Source organism: Flavobacterium sp. LC2016-01 (assembly GCF_009711135.1).
In the GTDB taxonomy this organism is placed as follows: Bacteria; Bacteroidota; Bacteroidia; order Flavobacteriales; family Flavobacteriaceae; genus Flavobacterium.
Genome location: NZ_WMIC01000007.1, coordinates 261,094 through 286,001 on the forward strand (window position 1 = coordinate 261,094; position 24,908 = coordinate 286,001).

Below are 24,908 nucleotides of genomic sequence, written 5' to 3' on the forward strand. Positions count from 1 at the left end.
GGTTCTTGAGAATACAAATTTAGTGTTTTTAGTTTAAAGTGTACAGTCACAGTCGCAGTTTTCAGTTTTCAAATCAATAATTCTGTAAACGGAGACTGTTATTGTGACTAAAAACTACTCAAGAAGGTTTCTTTCTAAAAAATAACTTACAATAGCTTCTTTCATCAAAACCGATTGTTCGCCGGCTTTTAATGGCGGTAATTGCTCTTTTACTTTGTAATGCGGCCAGCCGTCTTCATCAAAATATTCAAATTCATAAAAACCGTACGGCTCTAATAATCTGCAGATGGCAATGTGCATTAGGTTCAGTTTTTCATCTTTTTTGAATTCTCGGTGAATTTTCCCGAATTCCTGAACTCCAATTAGGTAAATTATGGCATCCAAATCTAAATCTTCTCCTTGCGAAAATTGATTTGAAAGTATATCGACGAGCTTTTCCCAGCGCTCTTTTAATTGTGTATCTCTAGACATTTTTTATAATTGTGAATTATGAATTGTGAATTATAAATTTCAAAACATAAATTTTAGTTTGCAAAGATACGCACTTCAAATTCAATGCTCGTAAAAATATTAAACACGAGAAATATAAAACGGCTCTCACTTTGTCTCTCTGAACCTTTGAACCTAAAAAAAATCTATATTTGCGCCTCAATAAAAAGATAAAAATCTATGAGCCTTTTTGATATTATTTTTGGAGGAATCTTGTGTTATAGTTTATACAAAGGAATTAAAAACGGACTTTTTGTAGAAGTTGCTTCTTTTATTTCCTTGTTATTAGGAATTTATCTTGCGATTAAATTTTCGTCTATAATGAAAGAAATGATCATGAAACATGTTTCGTGGAATCCGAATACAATTCAGATTACAGCTTTCATTTTAACTTTTATTCTTGTTGTCATTGGTGTGTATTTTTTAGCCAAGATTTTAACCGGAATTGCTGATTTTGCTTTTCTCGGATGGGCAAATAAATTGGGTGGTGGCTTTTTCAGAGTTTTAAAAACCATCCTGATCATGAGTATTTTTATTGCTTTATTCGAAAAAATAAACTTCAATAATACTTTTGCCAAACAAGAAACTTTAGACAAATCTATTTTTTACAATCCGGTAAAAAAAGTGGCGGCGTTTGTATATCCTTCAATTGAAAAATGGTACGAAAGTTTTAAAAAAGAGAATGCCAAAAAAACGGATGAAACATCAGAAACCGAAAAAGAGTAATTTAGTTTGTCATCCTGAACGAAGTCGAAGTCCATTAAAAAAATCAAACCCGACAGGTTTTAAAAACCTGTCGGGTTTACTATAGTTTGTCAAGAATGACATTCTTTTTCAAAATAACATTTAGAATTTTACCTCTAACTTCTCTCCTTTTTTCAGTGTAATATTTTGTTTTTTATCGCCGAAGATCAACGTTGTGTTTCCACCAAGTTTAGAAGAAACTATCAATTTTTGAATTATTTTGTTACTCCAATTCATTTCGATTTCGAATCCGCCTCTGGCGCAAATACCGCTAACGGACCCTTCTTCCCAAGCATCTGGTAAAGCAGGAAGCAATCTAATTTCGTTTTCGTCAGATTGAACCAGCATTTCGGCAACGGCGGCAGCACCTCCGAAATTTCCGTCGATTTGAAAAGGCGGATGCGCATCAAATAAATTCGGATACGTTCCTCCTCCTCGTCTTGGTTTATCTGTTTTCTTTTTATCCGGATCTACATAACGCAATAATTCACGGTACATTTTATAAGCACGATTTCCGTCCCAAAGTCTCGCCCACAGATTAATTCTCCAGCCTTTTGACCAGCCTGTAGTTTCGTCACCTTTTATTTCAAGTGTTTTCCTTGCTGCTTCGGCTAAATCTGGTGTTTTTTCAGGCGTAATATGATTACCGGGAAAAAGTCCGAATAAATGCGATTGATGACGGTGTTTTGGCTCCAAATCATCCCAGTCAAAATACCATTCCTGTAAATTTCCTTTTTTGCCAATTTGATACGGATGAAATTTAGCCAATGCTTTTTCAAGTTTATCTCTGAAATCGGCATCAACATTCAGCACTTTTGACGCTTTTATTGTTTTATCAAAACATTCGCGAATCATGGCTAAATCTGCAGTTCCTCCATAAAGTGTTGCTCCCACAAATCCGTCTGCGAGTTTATATTGATTTTCTGGTGATGTTGACGGCGATGTAATTGAATTTCCACTTTTATCTGTTGTCAGCCAGCCCAGACAAAATTCGGCAGCACCTTTCATCAACGGATAACCTTCTTTCTTTAAATATGCTTTGTCCTGACTAAAAACATAATGTTCCCAGATATGCGTACTCAGCCACGCGCCTGCTATTGGCCAGCACGCCCACATTGGTTCTTCTTTTCCAAATTGCCCAACTGGATTTGTCATTGCCCAAATATCAGAATTGTGCGCCGCTGCCCAGCCTTCTTTAACGCCGTAAAAAGTTTTAGCCGTAACTTTTCCAGTTACTGAAAGGTTTTTAATGAAACTCAACAAAGGCAAATGCATCTCTGAAAGATTGGTGTTTTCTGCTAGCCAATAATTTTCTTCCAGATTAATATTCATCGTGTAATTACTGCTCCAAGGCGGATTTAAATACGGATTCCATAATCCCTGCAAATTTGCTGGAACACCCATTGTTCTTGATGAACTGATCAATAAGTAACGTCCAAAATTAAAATACAAAATCTCTAGATTTTTATCTTCTTTTCCTTCTGAATATCGCAGTAAACGCTCATCTGTTGGCAAATCTGGTGCTGTGGTTTTTCCTAAATCTAAATTGACACGATTGAAGAATTTTTGATAATCGGCAATATGAGATTCTTTTAATTTGTCGAATGGTTTTGCATACGCTTTGTTCAAATTTTGCAATGCATTTGTAATATCATCTATACCTTCGACTGCAGGATTTTTGTCAAAGCCGTTAAAACTCGTTGCAACTGAAACAAAAATAATGGCTTCTGTTGCATCTTTTAAGGTTAAAGCTTCTCTGGAAGTTGTAATTTTTCCGTCTGTTTTTTTGATTTGGACCAAAGTCGTAAATTTTGTCCCTCTTTCTTTTATGCTAAGATATTTTGGCAAAACAGTATATCCAGCATTTTCATGAATTGGCGCGGCACCGGTCATTACTAAGATATTACCTTTTACTTCAACAGTTGACTGTAAGAGGCTTTTTAAATTGATATCAAAATTCAACGCTCCTTTTTGATCGGCTGTCAGTTTGATGATCATGATTTGATCTGGCGCTGAGACAAAATATTCACGAGTATATTTTATGCCGGCCATTTCGTAACTTACTTTTGATATGGCATTCGAAAGATCAAGTTCCCGATGGTAATTTACCGCTTTTCCTTTTTCAGAATTATTGATTTCCAGCGTTCCTAAAGGCGCATACGTTTCGGAGTTTTTACCTTGAACTTTTTTGTTGAGTTCTTCCGCCAGTTTATAGTTTTCGTTTTTTAATGCTTCGCGAATAGCCGGAATGTTTTTGTAAGCTTCCGGATTCATATTTGCATTTACCGGTTCGCCGGACCAAAGCGTAATATCGTTAAGATCGATTTTATCTAAATTTGCACCTCCATAAACTGTCGCACCCATTTTCCCGTTTCCTAAAACTAAGCTTTCTTCAAAGAATTCTGCGGGTTGATTGTACCATAAAACCTGTTTGGATTGTGCCGAAAGGTTTATGGCGTAAGATGTGAAAAGTAAAATGAGAAATGTTTTTTTTATGAGGTTTGAATTCATGGCCGCATTTTTATTTTTATAAGTGTACTTTTTACAATATTAATCATTCCCCTAGAATTTCCTGCTGCGTTTATAGACATTTTATGCGCGTGAGGGATAGAAGCATGCTACCGAAGTAGCGCGTATAGCCCGACCGCATCCTGATAAGTGGGCGAATAAGCGCAAAGAAAGTTAGCCCGCTTATCAGGATGCGGTCACGCCCAGAAACTATTTACTAACCTTATATATTTCGTTTGCCGTAATCATTTCCCAATTATCAGTTCTGAAAGGAGATGCAGGGAATTTTTCTTTATTGAAAAGATTAATCTGCGTGTCGTCGTCTGCCCAGCCGTAATGAACGGCAACGGGATTTTGAACCTCATCGCTCGAAACGATTATTTTGTTGTCTTTAATTATCGCTTTCGCGGCATGAAAAACTTTGTCGGCTCCCGCGATTTCAAATCCTCTTAATTCATCGTTATTTGAAGTTGTTAAACCGCTTCCAATATTATCGAAAGTCAGAATAAGTTGGTTTCCTTTTATTTCTTGAGATTTATAAGTTGGTCCGCTAAAAATTTGTTTTTTGCCGTAAACGCTATTAAGTGCAATTGCCGCCAAACGTAATCCAACATCTTGTTTGTTTGTTGGGTGAATGTCTTTTGCGTTTCCAACATCGGTGGTAACGGCCATTCCGGTGTTTTTTAATTTTAAAGTTTCGGACTGTGCTTCGCGAAGTTCTGCCCAGCGGCTTCCTTTTTTACTGTTTCCTCCATATTCATCAAAAGTCGATAATTGAACAAAGTAAAAAGGAAAATCGCCTTGTTTGAACTTGGTTCTCCAATCTGTGATCATTAATGGGAATGCTTTTTTATATTGATTGGCTCTCCAGACATTCGTCTCGCCCTGATACCACAAAACGCCTTGAATTGCATAAGGAACTAGCGGATTTACCATTGCATTGTACAATAATGACGGATAACTATTTGGCGATAATGACGTTTTTACAGCAATTACTCTAAATTTCCATTTTCCGTCAAGCGGAAGAACTTTGGTGCCAATAGTTAGTTTTAAATCTTCCGATTCTCCATAAATACCTCCGCCTCCGCCGTTATCGACAATTCTCACGGCAATTACGTTTTTTCCTTCTTTTAAAACATTTTCTGGTATTTGATAAATACGTTTGGCATCATATTGAAAATTTTTTCCAACTTCAATTCCATTTACGTACGTAATGTCTTCATCGTCGATTTTGGCTAAACGCAGCGTTGCTTTATTTTTAATATCTTCTGCCGAAAGTGTGATTGTTTTTCGCATCCAAACTACGCCGTCTAAATCGCCAAGAAGCTGACTTTCCCATATACTAGGCGTATTTAATTCGCCCCATGAAGTATCGTCAAAAGAAAGTTCTTTGAATGTATCTTCATTTGCTGTACTTACTGCGGTTCCTTGAATTTTTTCGATTCTTTCTTTCATTCGTTCTGCGTACAATTTTGAAATAGAATCGACATTCATAACGGGAACATCGGCGATCATGTTTTTAAATTCAGGGCTTTTTTCGAATGCTTCACGGCTTGTCCAAGTTTCGACATTGGTTCCTCCCCAAGAAGTATTGATGATTCCTATTGGGATTTTTAATTCGGCATACAGTTTTCTGGCAAAATAAAATCCGACAGCGGTGAAATTACCAACTGTTTCTTTGCTTGAAGCTTCCCATTTTCCTGCTTTTAAATCCTCTTTTGGTTTTCCGCTAAAATCTCGCTCGACACCAAAATGGCGAATCATTGGATAATCAGCATTGTTCATTTCTTTTTCAGCGTTTATGGTTTTAAAAACCTGAAATTCCATATTCGATTGTCCGCTGCAAATCCATACTTCACCAACTAAAACATTTTTAATCGTGATTTTATTTTTTCCGATGATAACTAATTCGAAAGGTCCGCCTGCTTTTTCAGCACCTAAATTGACGATCCATTTTCCGTTTTTATCAGCCTGTGTTTTTTTGATTTGTTTGTTGAAATGAATTTCTACTTTTTCATTGGCATCAGCAAAACCCCAAACTGGGATTGTTTTATTACGCTGTAATACCATTCCGTCTGAAAATAGCAGAGGCATTTTGACATTGGCATTTGCAATTATGCCACATAGAAGTAAAAAAAAGACTGTGATTTTTTTCATTTTTTCTAATATAAAAAATTAAACCATATAAGGAATATAAGTAAAGTTAAGCTAACCTCTTGAGGCTACACTTAAATCACTTATATTCCTTATATGGTAAATTTACTGTTTTCTTCTTACTGAATTGTTATCGCAATCTCAGTTTTGATATCTCGTGATGAGTTTCCAATTTTCAACGTATATTTTCCTGGTTCAACTGTCCATTTTTTTGCCGAAACATTATAATACGCTAATTCTTTTACCGGAATTTGGATCGTAACCGTTTCTGAACTTCCTGATTTTACCAATACTTTTTTAAACCCTTTTAATTCTTTTGAAGCACGAGTTACTTTAGAATCTGCTTTAGAAGAATATACCTGAACAACTTCCTTTCCATCAACTTTACCTGTATTTTTTACCTCAGCAGAAACTGAAATTACGTCATTTTCAGCATATGAAGTTTTATCTGTTTTCGCATTTTCTATAGCAAAAGTGGTGTATGATAATCCGTAACCAAAAGGAAATAACGGTGCAATATTTTTAGTGTCAAACCAACGGTAACCTATCAAAATTCCCTCTGCATAATTCACTGATTTTCCTCCTGGAAAACTGTTTGTCGCGTGCGCTGGAGAATCCATAATATTTTTAGGCATTGTCCAAGGCAGTTTCCCTGACGGATTTACCTTTCCAAGCAATACATCAGCCAAAGCATTTCCTCCTTCAGAACCATTAAACCAGCTCCAAACTACTGCGGGCGATTTTTTAGTAATTTCATCAATATCAAATGGAGCTCCAGCAATCATTACAACAATAGTTCTCGGATTTACTGCCAATACTTTTTTGATTAATTCTTCCTGTCCAAAAGGCAATTTCAAAGTTCTTCTATCAGAAGCTTCAGTTTCATAATCACGATTTGAACCTGCAAAAATCACCGCAACATCCGATTTTTTAGCTGCTTCAACCGCTTCCTGAACTTTTGCTGAATCTAGTTCATCAATAGTTACAGGACCGTTTAATGTAATATCGCCCAGTTTTCCTTTATTTTTTTTGTCATAACGCTCTAAATAACCTTCGGCATAATTGATTTTTATAGAAGAAGGCAATCTGTTTTTTAGACCATCAAGCGGTGTAACTTCTCTTTTTGTTTTTACTCCGGCACCAAATCCGCCCAAAGCATTTTTCTTCATCGCATTGTTTCCAATAACGGCGATAGATTTTACTCCATCCAATTTTAAAGGCAAAGCATTGTTGCTGTTTTTCAATAACACAATATCTTCTGCTGCAATTTTGTAGGCATCTTGATAATGTGCTTCTGTCGAAATACTTCCTTTCTCACGGTCTTTTCCACCTATGGCTTTTACTTGGAACAAAACTCTCAAAATACGTTTTACATGCAGATCGATTTCAGTTTCTGGAATTTCTCCCGCTTTTACGGCTGCAATTAATTTATCTGCCAAGAAAAATTCATTGAAAGGTTTTGGAGTTCCCATTTCAATATCAAGTCCGCTTTTTAGTGATTTTACAGTTGAATGTACCGCTGCCCAATCTGAAACTACAATACCTTTAAATCCCCATTCATCGCGAAGGATTTTATTCAGCATATAATCGTTTTCACATAAATATTCGCCTCTAAATTTATTGTAAGCGCCCATTATGGCATACGATTTTGCTTCTTTTACAGCAGCTTCAAATGCCGGAAGATAAATTTCACGCAGTGTACGTTCATCCATTTGAACATCTACAAAATCACGATTGGTTTCTTGATTGTTTGCCGCATAATGTTTTACACACGCCATTACATCTTTTTCCTGTAAACCAACGATCAAAGGCACCGCAATTTTTTTATTCAAAAATGGATCTTCTGACATGTATTCATATGTTCTTCCTCCAAGCGGTGTTCTGACCATATTAATTGCTGGCGAAAGCAGCATGTCTTTATCTCTGGCACGCAATTCTTCTCCTAAACTATTTCCGAAAGTGTGTGCCATTTCTGCATTCCAAGTTGCAGCCAAACCGCCTCCCGCAGGATAATAGGTTGCAAAATCATTTGTTAATCCGGCTGGCGCCCAGCTGTCTCTTGAGATTTCCTCGCGAACTCCCAGCGGTCCATCGGCCATTTTTAATTCGGGAATCCCCAAACGCTCTACAGCTCCGGTACTGAACATGCTATTTCCGTGCAGCATTCCAATTTTCTCCTCAAGTGTCATTTGAGAAACTAATTTATCTATTTCGGCATCGTGTTCTGATCCTATTTCTTTTCCTTGATATTCTTTCTGAACGGTTTCAGAACCTGAATTTTGTGTTTCATTTTTACACGAAACAAAAAACATAAGCGTCATCGCTGCCGAGAAGTATATAAATTTGTTTTTCATTAATTGTGGTTTTTAGTTTTTGATAGTTATGTTTTTTTTAAAATCTAAATTAATTATAATTTCTTGAATCTTACTGCGGCGCCACCAGCTCCGCCTAACTGTAATTTAAGAACATCTGAAGCTTTTACTGCTTTCTTAGAAATTGCAACGGCTTCCGGGTTGTGTTTTTGATCAGTTTTTTCAGCATCCACATAAATCTGCGCCTCGTAATTTGCATTGGAATCTAAGAAAGAAAGTGAAATTTCAACCTCTCTTGGATTTTCATTTGTCAAAGTTCCTAAATACCAATCGGCACTGTTTCTGTCTTTTCTTGCCGTTGTGATGTATTCACCAATTTTTCCTTCTAAGATTTTAGTATCTTCCCAATCGGTCGGAACATCTTTTAAGAATTGCAATGCTGGCTTTCCTTCATAATTTTCTGGAAGATCAGCCAACATTTGAATTGGAGAATAAATCGTTACATACAATGCTAATTGCTGTCCCACTGTTCCCTGAATTCTTTTTCCCGGATAACCTTGTTTTACCTCAACATCAAAAATTCCAGGTGTGAAATCCATTGGTCCAGAAAGTAATCTTGTAAACGGAATGATACTTAAATGATTTGGCGGATTTCCTTCGCTCCAGGCATTATATTCTTGTCCGCGCGCTGCTTCTCTTGAAACCATGTTTGGATACGTTCTTCGTTCGCCGGTATCTTTTATCGATTCGTGGTATAGAACAGCCAAATCATATTGTGCTGCTTTTTCTAAAATGTATCTAAAATAATTTACTCCAAACTGCCCAAAATGCATTTGTTTCATATTCAATTTAGAACCTACGTGACCAATTTTCACGGTATGAATTCCGAGTCTTTTATATAAAGCAAAACCTTCATCAACTTCCTTCAAATAATTAATCAAGTTTGAACCCGTTTCATGGTAACCAATTAATTCGATGTTGTTTTTCTTTCCATATTCTACGACTTTTTCTAAGTCGAAATTGTCAGCGGTTTTGGTGAAACTAAACATGTGCATACGGTTTTCATACCAGCCCGGCGTCCAGCCCTTGTTCCAGCCTTCGATCAATAAATGATGGAAACCTTCTTTTGCTGTAAAATCAATATATTCTTCGGCGTGTTTTGTTGTTGCACCTTGTTTATCGCTTTCCCAGAAAGTATATTTTCCAATGTGCATTCCCCACCAAATTCCTAAATATTTATAAGGTTTGAAATAAGTATTTGTGTTTTTTAATTTGTTTGGTTCATTTAAGTTTAAAACCAAATATGAAGTAATCAATTCACCCGGATTTTCTCCAATTTGAATCGTTCTCCAAGAAGAAGTAAATGAATCTTTTACACGAACTTTAACGCCATCTGCCCACGGCACTAGATCCGATTTTAATTCGGTTCCTTTTGTATTTACCAAAGTCATACTGGCAAAATTTACCAAATTTGCTTCGTGAAAACTTAAGGCTAAACCACTTTTGCTTTCAATTGTAAGTGGTGTCAAAACGGTATCAAGTGTACTTACCGGTGCATCTTTAAAAAGATATTCGTCGCGATTTTCTCTGTTTGCCGGAATCCACCATGCTTTTCCGTCTTCTTTTAAATTAAAAGTTGTTTTTTCATCCATGATGAAAATACTGTCTTTTACATTTTGTTTTGGGTAAACATATCGAAATGCAATTCCGTCATCGAAAGCTCTAAACTGAATTTCGAGTTTGCGTTTGTTACCGCTTTTTTGTTGTAATTGAACCGAAAGCTGGTTATAATGATTTCTGATGTTTTTCTTTTCTCCCCAAACTTGTTCCCAAGTTTCATCAAACGTAGAAGTTTTTGTTCCTTTAATTTCAAAATTTGAACTTAAATCTTCATTTCCTTTCAGCAAAAATCCCATATCTGACGAAGAAATTATTTCGTTTTTTCCGTGTGAAACAGCATATTTTGGAGCATTTTTTACCAGCTCAAATTTGATTTTATTCTGCCCGTTTGGCGAAGCCAATTCGTAAGCATTTTTTGTTTTTTGACTGTATCCAATCGAAACAGAAAGTAATAAAGCGGAAAGAATTAGACCTTTTTTCATGATATTTTCTTTATTCATTTTTTAATAAATCGGACGAAAATTAGCCTTTCGCCCGATTTAGAAACTCAATAAAAACTATTTTTTGTTGGCTATTCTCTAAAACAGACAACTATATATTTAAAATAATTGAACCATCACTTCAAGACTACAAATTCTTCTATTTATTTTAGCCTGAAAACTTATTCTGTTGTAATTACAATTGTTTTGGGTTTTAATCCGTTTGCTTTAGCGGTTAATTCTAATCTTCCCGATTTAGTATCGGATTGAACAATTACTAAACATTTTCCGTTCAAAGCAGTATGTTTTGAACTTTTATACGATTCGTGACTTACCGGATCTCCACTGCAAACGCCTATTATTTTTCCGTTTCCTTTTAAAGAGAAGTTGATTTCGTTATTTGCATTTGGAGCCAAAGTTCCGTTTGCATCCAAAATATCAACTGTAATAAATGATAAATCATTTCCATCTGCTTTAATGGTACTTCTGTCTGCAGTCAATTTTAAATTTTCAGGATTTCCAGCTGTTTTGATTTCCGTTTCTAAAACTGTTTTTCCATTTTTGCGAGAAATTGCTTTTAGTGTTCCGGCTTGATAAGGAATTCTCCACATTACGTGCAAATCATCTCCTTTTTTGCTTCTGATTCCGACAGATTTTCCGTTTAAGAAAAGTTCAACCTCATCAGCTTTATTATAGTAAGCCCAAACATCAACAGTTTGTCCGGCTTTCCAATTCCAATGCGGAAAAATGTGAAGTACGGTTTTGTCTGTCCATTCGCTTTGGTACATATAATAAACATCTTTCGGGAAACCAGCTAAATCCACAATTCCGAAATACGAACTTACCGATGGCCATTCATAAGGAGTTGGTTCTCCGATATAATCGAAACCAGTCCAAATGTACATTCCAGAAAGATAATCGTGTTTTTTAACCACTTTCCAAGTTGCTTCGTGTGTAGAACCCCAAGGCGCTTGAACTTGATCGTATGCCGAAACAGTATTTCCAGGATTTCCATCCGTAAATTTAAGATCCCATCTTACGGGCCATTTTTTTACAACATCAGAAACATTGTCATAATAACCGCGCGTCTCTAATCCTGAAGTCGTTTCTGTTGCTATGAAAGGTGTCTTTGGGAAATATTCTTTGTGATGCTCATAGGTTTGATGCGCATAATTATACCCAATTAAATCTAAAACTCCAGATGCTGCAATTGGATTAACTTGAACGTTCTTTTTTTCAAACTGCAATGTCACCTCATCCATATTCATATTTACTGGCGGATTCATCGCAGCTGTAACTGGTCGAGTTTTATCATAAGCACGCACAATTCCAGCCAATTCTTTTGCAATTTTTACTCCGGTTTCACTCCATTGATCCGGAATTTCATTTCCAATGCTCCAAATAAAAACACTTGCATGATTACGATCGCGAAGCAATTGGTCAATCAAATCTTTTTTATGCCATTTTTCCCAGTCGTTTGCGTAGTCGTATTTCGTTTTATTTGTTTTCCACATATCAAAAGCTTCATCCATGACTATGAAACCCATTTTATCGCATAAATCTAAAAGCTCTGGCGCAGGCGGATTATGAGAAGTTCTAATTCCGTTTACGCCCATTTCTTTTAGAATTTCTAATTGACGTGCAATCGCTCTTGTATTGATTGCAGAACCCAATGGCCCTAAATCATGGTGCATACAAACTCCTTTAATTTTGACCTGTTTTCCGTTTAAAAGGAAACCTTTTTCAAGATCAAACTTAAAATCTCTGATTCCGAAATTGGTTTTGTATTGATCAACGACTTTATCGTCAAGCGAAATTTCGGTAACTGCCGTATACAATTCTGGTTTATCATCTGACCATAAAACCGGATTCGGTACTTCGATTTGTTGTTTGATAGTTTGTTTGGCATTTGCACCAATTGTTATATATTGATTAGTAGATTGTATTCTTCTAAGATCACTTCCGACACCATAAAAAATAGTGGTAGTTACGCTTGCTTTTTTTGAAGCTGCATTTTGATTCTGAATTGTGGTTTCGATATCTACCGAAGCTTTTTCAGCCGTAACTTTTGGCGTTGTCACATAAGTTCCCCATTGTGCAACGTGCAATTTATCTGTGGTTTCGATCCAAACATTTCTAAAAATTCCTGAACCAGAATACCAGCGTGAATTGGGCTGTTTTGAATTGTCAACTTTAACAATTATTTCGTTGTTTTTTTCTCCATAATTTAAATATTGAGAAATTTGGTATTGAAAACCAATATATCCGTTTGGGCGTTTTCCTAGATAATGTCCGTTTACCCAGACTTCACTGTTTTTGTAAACGCCATCAAAAGTGATTGAAGTTATTTTTGTGCTGTCTTCTGCGGCAACTTTGAATGTTTTTTTGTACCAGCCTAAACCTCCATTTAGTGAACCTCCGCCATATCCGGCAGGGCTTTTTTCATCAAATTTCCCTTCAATACTCCAATCATGAGGAACATTTAAAGTTCTCCATTTTGTTGATGCTCCAATGGTGTCTTTATCAACGATACTATCATTAAGATGAAAACTCCAATCTGAATTAAAAGAAACTTTTCGGCTGCTGAAAGCCTCTTCGTTTTTATTGCATGAAATAAATAATGTAATTACTGCCAGCATTAAAAATGCCAGACTGCCGCTTAAATATTTTCTTTTATTTTTCATTTAGATATAATTTTTTGAAAATTTTTGAAAAACAAATATAGACATACCATTGTGTGACTGTATCAATCACCTACCGGTTAGTTTGACATATTTAAATAATAAAGCTTTGGTTTATAGTGGAAAAACATCCAAACATGATCTTTTCCAACTGGACTTCTATTTCTTATAAACGCAATAATGCTTTGGTTAATCCAACAAGCTTACCATTGAAGCATCAGAATTAAACCAACAATACCTTATGGTTAAATAGACTACAAGTATAATGCTAATTTTCTGTTTTGGCAAAATATCATGTCTATTTTTCTTTTAAATTGTATAAATTTGAACCTAAGATTTATAATAAATTAAACTCAAAAGGATTAAATTTCGAATTTTAAACACCGTTTATAAAAACCGCAATGACATTTCCTTCTCCAAGAAAACACGAAAAACCGGACAGCAGTACAGCCGTTGATGGCATTACGATTGACTGCGCAATTTTCGGATTCAACAAAGCTAATCTGGAAGTGTTATTAGTGCAGCATGCCGAAGGAGAAAGTATTGGAAAATGGGGTTTGCTGGGTGGTTATCTTAAAAAAGACGAAAGCGCAGATGCGGCCGCACAGCGAATTGTGTATGAACTTACTACGCTCGACAACATTTACTTAGAGCAGTTAAAAGCCTTTACAGATCCAAATCGTGTCAGTGAACGACGCGTTGTAACCATTGGTTATTACACTTTAGTAAATAGGGAAGATTATAATATCAAGGCGAGTTTAACGGTTATTGAAGCAAAATGGTACAAAATCAATGAGATTCCAAATTTGATTTTTGATCATAATGAAATTCTGGATTTTAGTTTGATGCAGCTTCGAAACCGTGTACGTCAGGCGCCAATTGGTTTTAATCTTCTTCCAGAGAAATTCACTTTATTGCAGCTGATGCATCTTTATGAAGAAATTCTCGGGATTGAATTGGATAAATCGAATTTCCGACGAAAAATTCTCCATATGAAACTCCTTGTTGCACTCGATGAAAAACAACAGGACGTTTCGCACAGAGCGGCCAAATTATATAAATTTGACCCTGATATTTACAAAAAACTGACTGAAAAAGGATTCAATTTTGAATTTTAAAGTGCGTTTTGAATTTCAGCAGGCAAGTATCGGGCAACTACATTTCAGAATCCAAAACTTTGCGCTATCTTTGCGCCTTAATAACATGCGCTAAAGCAATTGCTGCAGTGCAATTTATACCTCAAAAAAGACTTAAACTCGATTAGAGAACTGATATATTAAAATGAAGAAGATACGTAACTTTTGCATTATTGCACACATTGACCACGGTAAAAGTACACTGGCAGACCGATTATTGGGCGCTACACAAACCGTTACAGCTCGTGAAGAAAAAGCACAATTGCTTGACAACATGGACCTGGAGCGCGAGCGTGGAATTACCATAAAAAGTCACGCCATACAAATGGAATACACTTATAAAGGTGAAGAATATATCCTGAATTTGATTGATACTCCTGGTCACGTTGACTTTTCATACGAAGTTTCAAGATCAATCGCTGCCTGCGAAGGTGCTCTTTTGATTGTTGATGCCGCTCAAAGTATTCAGGCACAAACTATTTCGAACTTATATTTGGCTTTAGAAAATGACTTGGAAATTATTCCAGTTTTAAATAAAGTCGATTTGCCAAGTGCTAACCCTGAAGAAGTTAGTGACGATATTATTGATTTACTTGGATGTAAATTAGAAGATATTATTCACGCTTCTGGAAAAACAGGTTTTGGTGTTGAAAATATTTTAGCAGCTATTATCGAGAAAATTCCAGCTCCTAAAGGAAATCCTGATGAGCCATTACAGGCTTTGATTTTTGACTCGGTTTATAATCCGTTTCGTGGAATTGAGGTAATTTTTAGAGTGGTAAACGGAGAAATCAGAAAAGGGCAAAAAATTAAATTCATGGCTACAGGCAATGAATATTTTGCTGATGAAATTGGAACTTTAAAATTAAATCAGGTTCCTAAAAGCGTGATTTCTAGCGGAGATGTGGGTTATTTGATTTCTGGAATTAAAGAAGCGAAAGAAGTAAAAGTTGGAGATACACTAACTGATGCCAAAACGCCGACAACGAATATGATTACAGGTTTTGAGGATGTTAAACCAATGGTTTTCGCCGGAATTTATCCTGTTGATACAGAAGATTACGAAGATTTGCGTTCTTCTATGGAAAAATTGCAATTGAATGATGCTTCATTAGTTTTTACACCTGAAAGTTCTGCGGCTTTAGGATTTGGTTTCCGTTGCGGATTCTTAGGAATGCTTCACATGGAAATTATTCAGGAACGTTTAGAACGTGAATTCGATATGACTGTAATTACTACAGTTCCTAACGTTTCGTATTTAGCTTACACTAAAAAAGACCCTGAAACTGCATTTGTTGTAAACAATCCTTCTGACTTACCTGAACCATCTCGTTTAGACCGAGTTGAAGAACCTTTTATCAAAGCAACTATTATTACAAAAGCTGATTTCGTAGGAAACGTAATGAGTTTATGTATCGAAAAACGAGGTCAAATTACGAATCAAACCTATTTGACTACAGAAAGAGTTGAATTGAATTTTGATATGCCTTTGGCGGAAATCGTATTCGATTTTTATGACCGTTTAAAAACAGTTTCTAAAGGTTATGCTTCTTTTGATTACTCTCCTATTGGAATGAGAACTTCGAAATTAGTTAAACTTGACGTTCTTTTAAATGCACAGACTGTTGATGCACTTTCTGCATTGATTCACGAAGATAACGCGTACAACATCGGTAAAAAAATGACCGAAAAATTACGTGAGCTAATCCCAAGACAGCAATTCGACATTCCGATTCAGGCTGCAATTGGAGCAAAAATTATCGCTCGTGAAACGATTAAAGCACTTCGTAAAGACGTTACCGCAAAATGTTACGGTGGAGATATTTCGCGTAAGCGTAAATTGCTGGAAAAACAGAAAAAAGGTAAAAAACGTATGCGTCAAGTAGGAAATGTTGAAATTCCTCAAGAAGCATTTATGGCTGTTTTGAAATTGAACGACTAAGTTTTTAGAAAATAGAATCAAGAACAAAGAATATAGATTTAACCCGATAACTTCGTTATCGGGTTTTTTGTTTTTATGCTGAAGGCTGCGTAAAAGACCAACCTGCTATGATTAAGTCTCGAACTACTTCATTTCTTTCCGCTCCATCTTCCAGCGTATAAATATCATGTCCGACAACAAAAGACTCTGTCATTTTCTTTGATCCATAAATTCCGCCAAAAATCATGGCAAAAATTCCTCCCACTACAACAAACGGGTTAAGCAGCATGAAATTATAAACCAAAAGAGAAATTGCCATCACAACACCAATTCCTGTTATTATCTGTGACTTCGAAGTTGATTTTTCATGAATTGTTTTACAAGAAGAGCATCTTGGAATTCCGATTAAAATTTTAGAATATTTAACCGATCGGTAAACGACGATATTAGTTCTGTCGGCTTCTACGAAAAGCGGTACAAAATAGCACTCATTCATGCTTTTCATATCATCTCGTTCGCAGTAGGTACATCTGGTTTCGTGCGGTTCAAATCTTTTATAATGTTCATTAAAAGAGTAATTTTCAATCATAAATTTAGTTTTTAAATTAGTCTGAAGGTAAAATTTGGGATAAAATATATTTAATCAATAAGCCCGGGCCGAAAGAAAACAATAACGGAATGAGAATTTCTAAATTCAAAATAGTACTTCTTCCTTTAAAATAGAAACCACAGGCAAAAGGCATAATCATTGCGGCTATAGCATAACCAACCATTCCAGGAATTGGATTTTCCTGATTTCCATAGTACCCGCAAAAACAAGCAACTACGATAGATATTAGAATTATTAAACCATTATTTCCGCCAAACATCCCTAAGAAAGTTGTAATCATAATCACGGCAGCAAAAGCAACATTGCCTCTTTCTTCAGATGCTTTGGCTTCTTTGGTTTCTTCATAAAGATCATCTTTATGGCTTTTGATTACTTTTATTAAAAGTTCTTTTGCTGTAACAGGATCATAACCTAACCGAATTAAATCTATCAATTCTTGATTAGCATCAAACGTTCCAGCACGAAGCTTTTTTTTAATTTCTTCTTGCTTCGCATACGAAAAATCAGTTTGCATTTGGTTTGTTTTTAGTCGCATTAAAAATACATCTTTTTTTAAATCAGCTACTAAAGGGAATAAAAATAATTAACAAGATAGTTCCTGATATTTCAAAACTGTCTCAATTTGGGACAGCTTTTTTATTTACTAAAATTTTGAACCTTTGTATCTTTGAACCTCTGAACCTTTGAACCTTTCAAAAAAATGCTCGACGAAACTCCAAAACGATTTGACCGAATTGTTGCCATCTTGATTCAATTACAATCCAAGAAAATTGTAAAAGCACAGGAATTGGCAGATCGTTTTGACTGCAGTTTAAGAACGATTTATAGAGATATTAGAACCCTTGAAGCTTCGGGAGTTCCTATTTACAGCGAAGCCGGAGTTGGTTATGCTTTGATGGAAGGCTATAGATTACCGCCTGTAATGTTCACGCGCGAAGAAGTCAGCAGTTTTATTGCTGCAGAAAAATTAATGCAGAAATTCACTGATCCGTCTTTAGGAAATCATTATACTTCGGCGATGTTCAAACTGAAATCGGTTTTGAGAAGTACAGATAAAGATTATCTTTCTAATATTGAATCGAGAATCGTGATGCAAACGGCAGAGCCAATGTTCAACGATAATTCGCCAAATACTTTAGCGGTTCTTTTTGAAGGGATTGCCGAGAAAAAACAAATTTTACTTCAATACAAAACTTTTGATGCCGACGAAACTACCCAGCGAAATATTGAACCTGTAGGCGTTTTTCATGATAATAACAATTGGTATTTCCTGGGATATTGTCATTTACGGCAAGATTACCGCCAGTTTAGAACCGATAGAATTCAGGGAATTCGAAAAACGGAATCCGATTTTACAATTGAACATGATGCTCTAGAAACCTATCTGACTAAAACAGAAACCTGTCCAACAACAAAAGTCCGAATCCTAATCGAGAAAAAAATAGCGCGATATTTAGCATCTGAAAAAAAATACCATGGCTATGTTTCTGAGAAAGAAATTGACGGAAAAATCGAAATGACCTTTATGTGCCGTGATATCGAAAGCGGTTTTCCGCGCTGGTTTTTAATGTTTGGCGATTACGCCACCATTTTGGAACCAGAAAGACTGAAAGTTCGAGCATTAGAATTATTAGAAATAAACAAACAAAGACTTTTATAAAAAAACTCCCGAGAGATTATCTTCGGGAGTTTTTTGTTTTATTGCTGTTTCACAACATTGTAAAAATTATAATCCGTATTTGATGCATCAGTAATTCCGATATTTCGGCCCATTGTTACAATCTGGCCTCGGTGGTACGTGCCGTGATTAATAACCTGAATCAAATATTCCGAAATTGGCAATTCACATTCAAACCATGGATTTACGATTTTAACTTCTTTACTCAAATCTTCTTCTGACAATGAGTTAATAAAATGCTTCAATTTTGTAGATGAATTTAATAGGCCTGAAAAAATTTCTTCTTTAGACAATTCATTTTCCGGTTTCTTTTCTGCTAAATTACTTTCAGAAATTACAGAAAACCAATATTCTTCTGTTGACCAAATATGATCCAATGTTTTGATAATAGTTGAAAAACTGGAAGGTACTTCTGAATAAAGCAATTCGCTTGATTTCGGCGAAAGCCAATTCACAAATTGCTGATTCACCCATAAATTATAATCGGCATAATTTGACATTATCTTTTTTAAACTCATAGCAGTTAATTTTAGATTTTAAATAAAGTTACAACGATTTGCTGGTTATCTTTCCCAAAAAAATGGCGGTTCAATATTTAAAGCTCTTAAATATACATAAGCCTGACCACGGTGATGTACTTCATTATCAATAAAATATAAAATATTCTGGATAATTGGAAATTCGTATTGGCCAAAAAGATTAAACTTTTCGCTAAAATCTTCAATTGACAATTGTTCCCAATATTTATTGATTTCTTCAGTCGCTTCATCCCATTTTTCAAGATACTGCGCTTTAAAAATCAATTTTTCGCTTCCTTCTGTATAAGGCTGACTGTCTCGATTTACAATTCCTTTAAGTGCCGGAGCCGCAATTGCCAAAAGTTCATCGACTAATTTTGAAAAAGGTCTCATTCCGCCAATCGAGAATTCGAAGAAATCTTTCTCTGGAAATAACTCAATCAATCGGCGTGTCAATGCGCGGTGACCTTGCCAGTGTTTCAATAAATCTTCTGAAGTAATTACTTGTGCTTCTAATGTTTTCATGATTTTAAGGTTTTAATTTTTCTATACATCAAAAGTAAAATGGGCTGGTGACAACAGTTTGTCAGCAGGAAAAAAAATAATTTAAAAAAAATGTTATTAGGTTTTGCAAAGACAATTAAACCCGAAACGAAAGAATGTAAAATATTGACATTCATTATATTAAAACGAAAATCCTTCGTACCTTTAAAGCCCCCTACTTAATAAAATCAGGACTATGAGAAAATCTCTACTTCTATTTTTATTATTTTACTCGACTATATCTTTGTCTCAGGGGATCATAGTGGACACTACAACTTTGAGTATACCTCAGCTTGTTCGGGAAGAGTTAATGAAAAATGCCTGCGCAAATGAAACCAACTTTAAATTTTCGTCACATCAAGGCATCGGTAAATTCACCAATACAAATCCTAATTTCCCAATTTCAGAAGGTATTATTATTCGGAACGGAATTGCAAGCTATACGGAAGGAATCTATACCGGCGCCAACGAAAGCAGTCAATTAAATAATGCCAGTGACAGCGATCTGCAGGCAATCAGTGACAACAACGGGCAAATGATTCCCATTACTGATGTGAGTTATATTCAGTTTGAGTTTACACCTTTGTCAAGTAATTTTAGTTTCGATTTTCTTTTCGCTTCAAATGAATATGGCGAATTTCAATGTGGTTTCAGTGATGTTTTTGCCTTTATCTTAACCGATTTAACTACTGGAGTTTCGTCAAATCTTGCGGTACTTCCCGGCACATCGACACCAGTTTCGGTAAAAAACATTAGAGACAGTCAGTACAATTCTTCGTGTTTATCAGCCAATGCTAATTTATTTGATCATTATAATGTGAATGATCCTCCATCATCAGCAATAAATATGAGAGGCGAAACCAAAGTTTTAACAGCATCTTCAACAGTAATTCCAAATCGGACTTACAGCATAAAACTGGCAATTGGTGATTACAATGACAGCAGTTACGATTCGGCAGTTTTTATAAAAGGAGGCAGTTTTATTACAGCCATGGATTTAGGCCGAGACAGAACCATTTGCGAAGGCGAAAAAATCACACTTCAATCTGGTCTTACAGGAAATTACACTTATGAATGGACTCTTGACGGAACTGTTATTTCTGGACAAACAACCAATTCATTAACGGTTGATAAATCTGGAACTTATGGCGTTACAGCCACTCTTTCGGGCTGTATTATAAAAGACGAAGTAAAAATTACGGATTTAATAGTTAAGCCTGCCAAAAATTTAATTGCCTGTTACACCACAAATGGCATATACAGTTATAATTTAACTCAGAATAACCTAACAACTTTAGGACTCGATGCTGCAGAATATTCTCTTTTATATTTCAGTACTTTGGCCGCTGCCAATGCAAACGGACCCGCAATACCTCAAAATCAATTAAATTCTTATACAAGTATTGGCAATCAGACCATATACATAAAAGCAGTCCCAGTAAATAATAACGGTACTTTTTGCAATAATTTGATTTCATTTGACTTGCTTGTAACCGCTCCAATCAACATTATAAAACCTCCTGATTTGAGTTTTTGTAATAATAAATCAGGAAGAGTTCCGGTTGATTTAACTGTTCAGGAAAGTACGATACTGAATGGTTTAAATTCTTCGAATTATAAAATCAGTTATCATTTGAGCCAATCAGAAGCAAACAGCGGTACAAATCCTATTTTAAATCCTAAAGTTTTTTCTTCTTCCTTATCGCAGTCACCGCAAACAATCTGGGTTAGAGTTGAAAGTCTTCAGAATTCTTTTTGCTTTCAAGCTGTAAACTTCAATATTATTATTTATTCGCTTCCGCCAGTAAATGATCTTCCAGATGTTATTGCCTGCAACAGCTATACATTGCCTCCTATAACTTTTGGTTTTTATTATACTGGTCCAAATGGAACAGGAACAAGATTAAATGCCGGAGACGTTATTACCAAATCTGGAGCTTATTACATTTACAGCGGCCCCACACCTAACAATTGTACCAATGAAAACACTTTTAGCATTACCTTAATTTATGAAATAGAATTTCCAAAAGAAGCCTGTGGCAAATATATAGTTCCTACTGTAGTTGCAGGAGGATTTTTTACTGAAGCTGGAGGAAAAGGAGATCCTATTCCGAGAGGAACAGCGTTTACAGCGAGCCAAACAATATATTATTATGCTGTAATTAATGGAGCAGTTTGCAGTGACATAGCTGTTCCCTTTAATGTTTATCCTTTACCCTTAGTTGATAAACCCGAAAATATTGTGACTTGTGATTCTTATATTTTACCGCCTTTGCTGAATGGAAATTACTATGCGCTTTCAGGAGGTTTGGGCAATCGGCTAAACGCTGGAGATCGAATAACCACTAGCCGAACCTTATATGTTTTTGCAAATGATGGAAGATGTACCAATGAAAACTCTTTTAAAATAGACATTATTAATTCACAGCGATTTGTTCCAATATCAGAATGCGGAAGCTATACCTTGCCGGCAATTGAGATAGGCGGTTATTATGACAGTCCCGGCGGTCAAGGCAAAAATATTCCGGCTGGAACAGTAATTACAAACTCGCAGACCGTATATTATTATGCTGTTACTACGACTTCGCCCAATTGTACAATCGATCTAAAATATCAGATTACCATAAAACCGCTGCCTTTAGTTGATAAGCCTGTTAATCGATTGGAATGTAACAATTATATTTTGCCTCCCTTAACAAATGGCAATTATTTTACCGATACAAATGGCGGCGGAACTCCACTTCATGCAAGAGATATTATTACTGCAACGAAGACTATTTATATTTTTTCCGTTGGAACAGAATGTAACAACGAATCTAACTTTGTTGTCGAAATTAGGCCATTGCCTCTTGTAGATAGTTTTACAGATGTAGTCACTTGTACCAATTTTAAACTTCCAAGGTTAAAAAACGGACACTATTATTCTGCAACAGGAGGCCCTCATGGATTAGGAACCCAGCTTACTGAAGGAACAGTAATAAGCACCGCTCAGACCATTTACATTTACAACGAATGGCCTGATTTTACAAAATGCAGTAATGAAACCTTCTTCAAAATTAATATTAACGGAATCGATGTTGGCACTTTTGAAAACATAACGGTTTGCGACAGCTATACACTGCCACCTTTAAAATTAGGCAATTACTATTCGCAGCCTGGAGGAAAAGGCGCCATTATTCCGGCAGGAACAGTTTTAACCACTTCACAAACCATCTATGTTTATGCAATTGCAGGAAATCGGCTTACTTGTACTAGCGAAAAAAGTTTTGCGGTAAATATTTCTTCTGCGCCAAAATTAACCAGTATTCCAGATGTTGTTATCTGCAAAAGCTATGTTTTGCCTGTTTTATCAGCCGGACAATACTACAGCGGACCAAATGCAACAGGAGTGCATTATGCTCCTGGCGACTTGATTACCAGCACGCAGCGAATGTATATTTATGCCGTCGCACCAACAAATTCGAATTGTTTTTCTCAAGATGATTTCAATATTACGATTTATCCTTTAAAAGATTTTACAATAAAAAATGGCGTAATCTGTGTCGATTTTCAAACAGGAACTTTACTAAGTTCGGCCCAATTAAACTCAGGACTTAATCCCAGCGAATATACTGTTGACTGGTTTTTCAACGGCAATAAAATAAGCACCGGACCAAACTATGTCGCAAAAGAAGAAGGAATTTACACCGCAGTTCCGAACAAAATAGCTCCGGCTGTTGGCGCCGACTGCGGTTATAATTCCACCACAGTTAAAGTCGAAAAGTCAAGTCCGGCAATTGCTACTTTAACAGTCACAGATGCTTTTGAAGATAACATCGACATTATTGTAAATGTAACTAATGGTTTTGGAACATATGAATATCAATTAGATAACGGCGATTTTCAGACCAATAATATATTCTCCAACGTCGATTCAGGTGAACACGCAGTAACCATAAAAGATACAAAAGGAAATTGCGACAATCTGATTCTGTTTGCCAATGTGCTTAAATATCCCAAATTTTTCACACCAAACAACGATGGCTACAATGATACTTGGAACATCATAGATCTTAGTGCACAGCCAGATGCTGTAATCAATATTTTCGACCGATATGGAAAATTCATAAAACAGCTCCGCCCTTCAGGTCCAGGCTGGGATGGAAATTATAACGGAAACCCGCTTCCTTCCTCAGATTATTGGTTTCAGGTTTTTTACACACAAGATCAGATCAGCGAAGTATTTAGATCTCATTTTAGTCTAAAACGATAATCTGACAAATGTAGAGACACACCAAAATGTGTACACAATGCTGAAAGAACGCGACATAGACACACTTCAGTTTGTCTCTACAGAATAAACACGCTAGAAAAAAACTTAAAAACCTTAGCATCTTAGAATCTTAGCATCTTTAAAAAAAACCTTTGTACCTTTGCAGCTAAATAATTTTGGAACTCAGAAAAAATGATAGAAGATAAAAATCCGCAACGCACCAGTATAGGACAATTAGGAGAATTTGGCCTAATCGACCATTTAACCCGAAACTTTGATGTTACACAAGAATCAACTTTAAAAAGTATTGGCGACGATGCAGCAGTTTTAGATTTTAAGGAAAAGAAAGTTGTTGTTTCAACAGATTTATTAATCGAAGGCGTACATTTTGATTTGGCTTACATGCCATTGAAACATTTAGGTTACAAAGCCGTTGTCGTAAATATCTCTGACATTTGCGCGATGAATGCGAAACCAACACAAATCACGGTTTCTGTTGCTGTTTCTAATCGTTTTCCATTAGAAGCTCTTGAAGAATTATTCGAAGGAATTACACATGCTGCAAAAGAATACAAAGTGGATGTTATTGGCGGTGATACAACCTCATCTCAAAAAGGATTAATTATCAGCATTACCGCAATTGGTGAAGCCGATGAAAATGAAATCGTATACAGAAACGGTGCAAAACAAACTGATTTATTAGTTGTAACCGGAGATATCGGTGCGGCGTATATGGGCTTGCAGGTTTTAGAACGTGAAAAACAGGTTTTTCAAGTAAACCCAAACAGCCAGCCAGATTTAGATCCTTACACCTATTTGGTCGAAAGACAATTAAAACCAGAAGCACGCAAAGATGTTCGTACGCTTTTACATGCACTTGAAATAAAACCAACCGCAATGATTGACATTTCTGACGGATTATCTTCAGAAATTATTCATATCTGCAAACAGTCAAAAGTGGGCTGTAACTTATATGAAGATAAACTGCCATTGGATCCACAGTTTATTTCGACTTGCGAAGAATTCAATATCGACAGTACAACTGTTGCCATTAATGGTGGAGAAGATTATGAGCTTTTATTTACAATTGACATCAATGATTTTGACAAAATAAAAGGAAATCCGAATTTTTCAATTATTGGCCATATGGCAGAAGAAAATGAAGGAATCCATCTTGTGACCCGTGCCAACACGAAAATTGCTTTAAAAGCACGTGGATGGGATGCGCTAAGCGAGTAAATTTGAAAAATTCCAAATAAAAAA

General features: G+C 35.8%; 16 protein-coding genes. 6 read left to right on the forward strand and 10 right to left on the reverse strand.

Annotated features, from left to right (window positions below):
* Positions 1-114: 114 nt before the first annotated feature.
* Positions 115-471 carry a hypothetical protein gene (locus GKZ88_RS16090; protein WP_155103374.1) on the reverse strand — a complete coding sequence of 119 codons (357 nt, stop codon included), beginning with the start codon at positions 469-471 and terminating at the stop codon, positions 115-117.
* Positions 472-669: 198 nt separating this feature from the next.
* Between GKZ88_RS16090 and GKZ88_RS16095 the strand changes: the two genes are divergently transcribed.
* Positions 670-1,215 (forward strand): CvpA family protein, encoded by a 546-nt coding sequence (locus GKZ88_RS16095; protein ID WP_155103375.1) that lies wholly within the window; start codon positions 670-672, stop codon positions 1,213-1,215.
* Between the two features lie 120 nt (positions 1,216-1,335).
* On the opposite strand, the gene GKZ88_RS16100 is transcribed toward GKZ88_RS16095, so the two are convergent.
* From GKZ88_RS16100 to GKZ88_RS16120, 5 genes are all read right to left on the reverse strand, one after another.
* Positions 1,336-3,744, reverse strand: coding sequence for a glycoside hydrolase family 95 protein (locus GKZ88_RS16100; RefSeq protein WP_155103376.1), 2,409 nt, complete (start codon positions 3,742-3,744; stop codon positions 1,336-1,338).
* A 207-nt stretch (positions 3,745-3,951) separates the two neighbouring features.
* Positions 3,952-5,898 (reverse strand): sialate O-acetylesterase, encoded by a 1,947-nt coding sequence (locus GKZ88_RS16105; RefSeq protein ID WP_155103377.1) that lies wholly within the window; start codon positions 5,896-5,898, stop codon positions 3,952-3,954.
* A gap of 116 nt (positions 5,899-6,014) precedes the next feature.
* Positions 6,015-8,249 (reverse strand): glycoside hydrolase family 3 C-terminal domain-containing protein, encoded by a 2,235-nt coding sequence (locus GKZ88_RS16110; RefSeq protein ID WP_155103378.1) that lies wholly within the window; start codon positions 8,247-8,249, stop codon positions 6,015-6,017.
* Positions 8,250-8,302: 53 nt separating this feature from the next.
* Entirely contained in the window at positions 8,303-10,327 is a 2,025-nt protein-coding gene (locus GKZ88_RS16115; protein ID WP_230392534.1) for a glycoside hydrolase family 97 protein, read from the reverse strand.
* 161 nt (positions 10,328-10,488) lie between these two features.
* Complete coding sequence (locus tag GKZ88_RS16120) at positions 10,489-12,945, reverse strand: glycoside hydrolase family 2 TIM barrel-domain containing protein (RefSeq protein WP_230392537.1); 2,457 nt, start codon at positions 12,943-12,945, stop codon at positions 10,489-10,491.
* Positions 12,946-13,388: 443 nt separating this feature from the next.
* On the opposite strand from GKZ88_RS16120, the gene GKZ88_RS16125 reads away from it, so the two are divergent.
* The gene (locus tag GKZ88_RS16125) at positions 13,389-14,105 is read left to right on the forward strand and encodes an NUDIX domain-containing protein (RefSeq protein WP_155103380.1); all 717 of its coding nucleotides are present in this window, start codon (positions 13,389-13,391) and stop codon (positions 14,103-14,105) included.
* Between the two features lie 163 nt (positions 14,106-14,268).
* Positions 14,269-16,065, forward strand: coding sequence for a translation elongation factor 4 (lepA, locus tag GKZ88_RS16130; RefSeq protein ID WP_155103381.1), 1,797 nt, complete (start codon positions 14,269-14,271; stop codon positions 16,063-16,065).
* A gap of 73 nt (positions 16,066-16,138) precedes the next feature.
* Here the strand turns inward: lepA and GKZ88_RS16135 are convergent, their stop codons facing one another.
* Positions 16,139-16,633, reverse strand: coding sequence for a hypothetical protein (locus GKZ88_RS16135; protein ID WP_155103382.1), 495 nt, complete (start codon positions 16,631-16,633; stop codon positions 16,139-16,141).
* A 16-nt stretch (positions 16,634-16,649) separates the two neighbouring features.
* The gene (locus tag GKZ88_RS16140; protein WP_155103383.1) at positions 16,650-17,168 is read right to left on the reverse strand and encodes a hypothetical protein; all 519 of its coding nucleotides are present in this window, start codon (positions 17,166-17,168) and stop codon (positions 16,650-16,652) included.
* Positions 17,169-17,354: 186 nt separating this feature from the next.
* On the opposite strand from GKZ88_RS16140, the gene GKZ88_RS16145 reads away from it, so the two are divergent.
* A complete protein-coding gene (locus GKZ88_RS16145; RefSeq protein ID WP_155103384.1) occupies positions 17,355-18,314 on the forward strand; it encodes a YafY family protein in 960 nt (319 codons plus the stop codon).
* A gap of 38 nt (positions 18,315-18,352) precedes the next feature.
* Here the strand turns inward: GKZ88_RS16145 and GKZ88_RS16150 are convergent, their stop codons facing one another.
* Together GKZ88_RS16150 and GKZ88_RS16155 are read right to left on the reverse strand one after the other, a co-directional pair.
* A complete protein-coding gene (locus GKZ88_RS16150; RefSeq protein WP_155103385.1) occupies positions 18,353-18,850 on the reverse strand; it encodes a DinB family protein in 498 nt (165 codons plus the stop codon).
* Between the two features lie 45 nt (positions 18,851-18,895).
* Positions 18,896-19,375: a DinB family protein gene (locus GKZ88_RS16155; protein WP_155103386.1), complete on the reverse strand. Its 480-nt coding sequence runs from the start codon at positions 19,373-19,375 to the stop codon at positions 18,896-18,898.
* A 214-nt stretch (positions 19,376-19,589) separates the two neighbouring features.
* On the opposite strand from GKZ88_RS16155, the gene GKZ88_RS16160 reads away from it, so the two are divergent.
* Together GKZ88_RS16160 and thiL are read left to right on the forward strand one after the other, a co-directional pair.
* A complete protein-coding gene (locus tag GKZ88_RS16160; RefSeq protein ID WP_155103387.1) occupies positions 19,590-23,645 on the forward strand; it encodes a T9SS type B sorting domain-containing protein in 4,056 nt (1,351 codons plus the stop codon).
* Positions 23,646-23,837: 192 nt separating this feature from the next.
* Positions 23,838-24,884, forward strand: a complete 1,047-nt coding sequence (gene thiL / locus GKZ88_RS16165; RefSeq protein ID WP_155103388.1) for a thiamine-phosphate kinase — start codon at positions 23,838-23,840, stop codon at positions 24,882-24,884.
* The last annotated feature ends 24 nt before the right edge of the window (positions 24,885-24,908 follow it).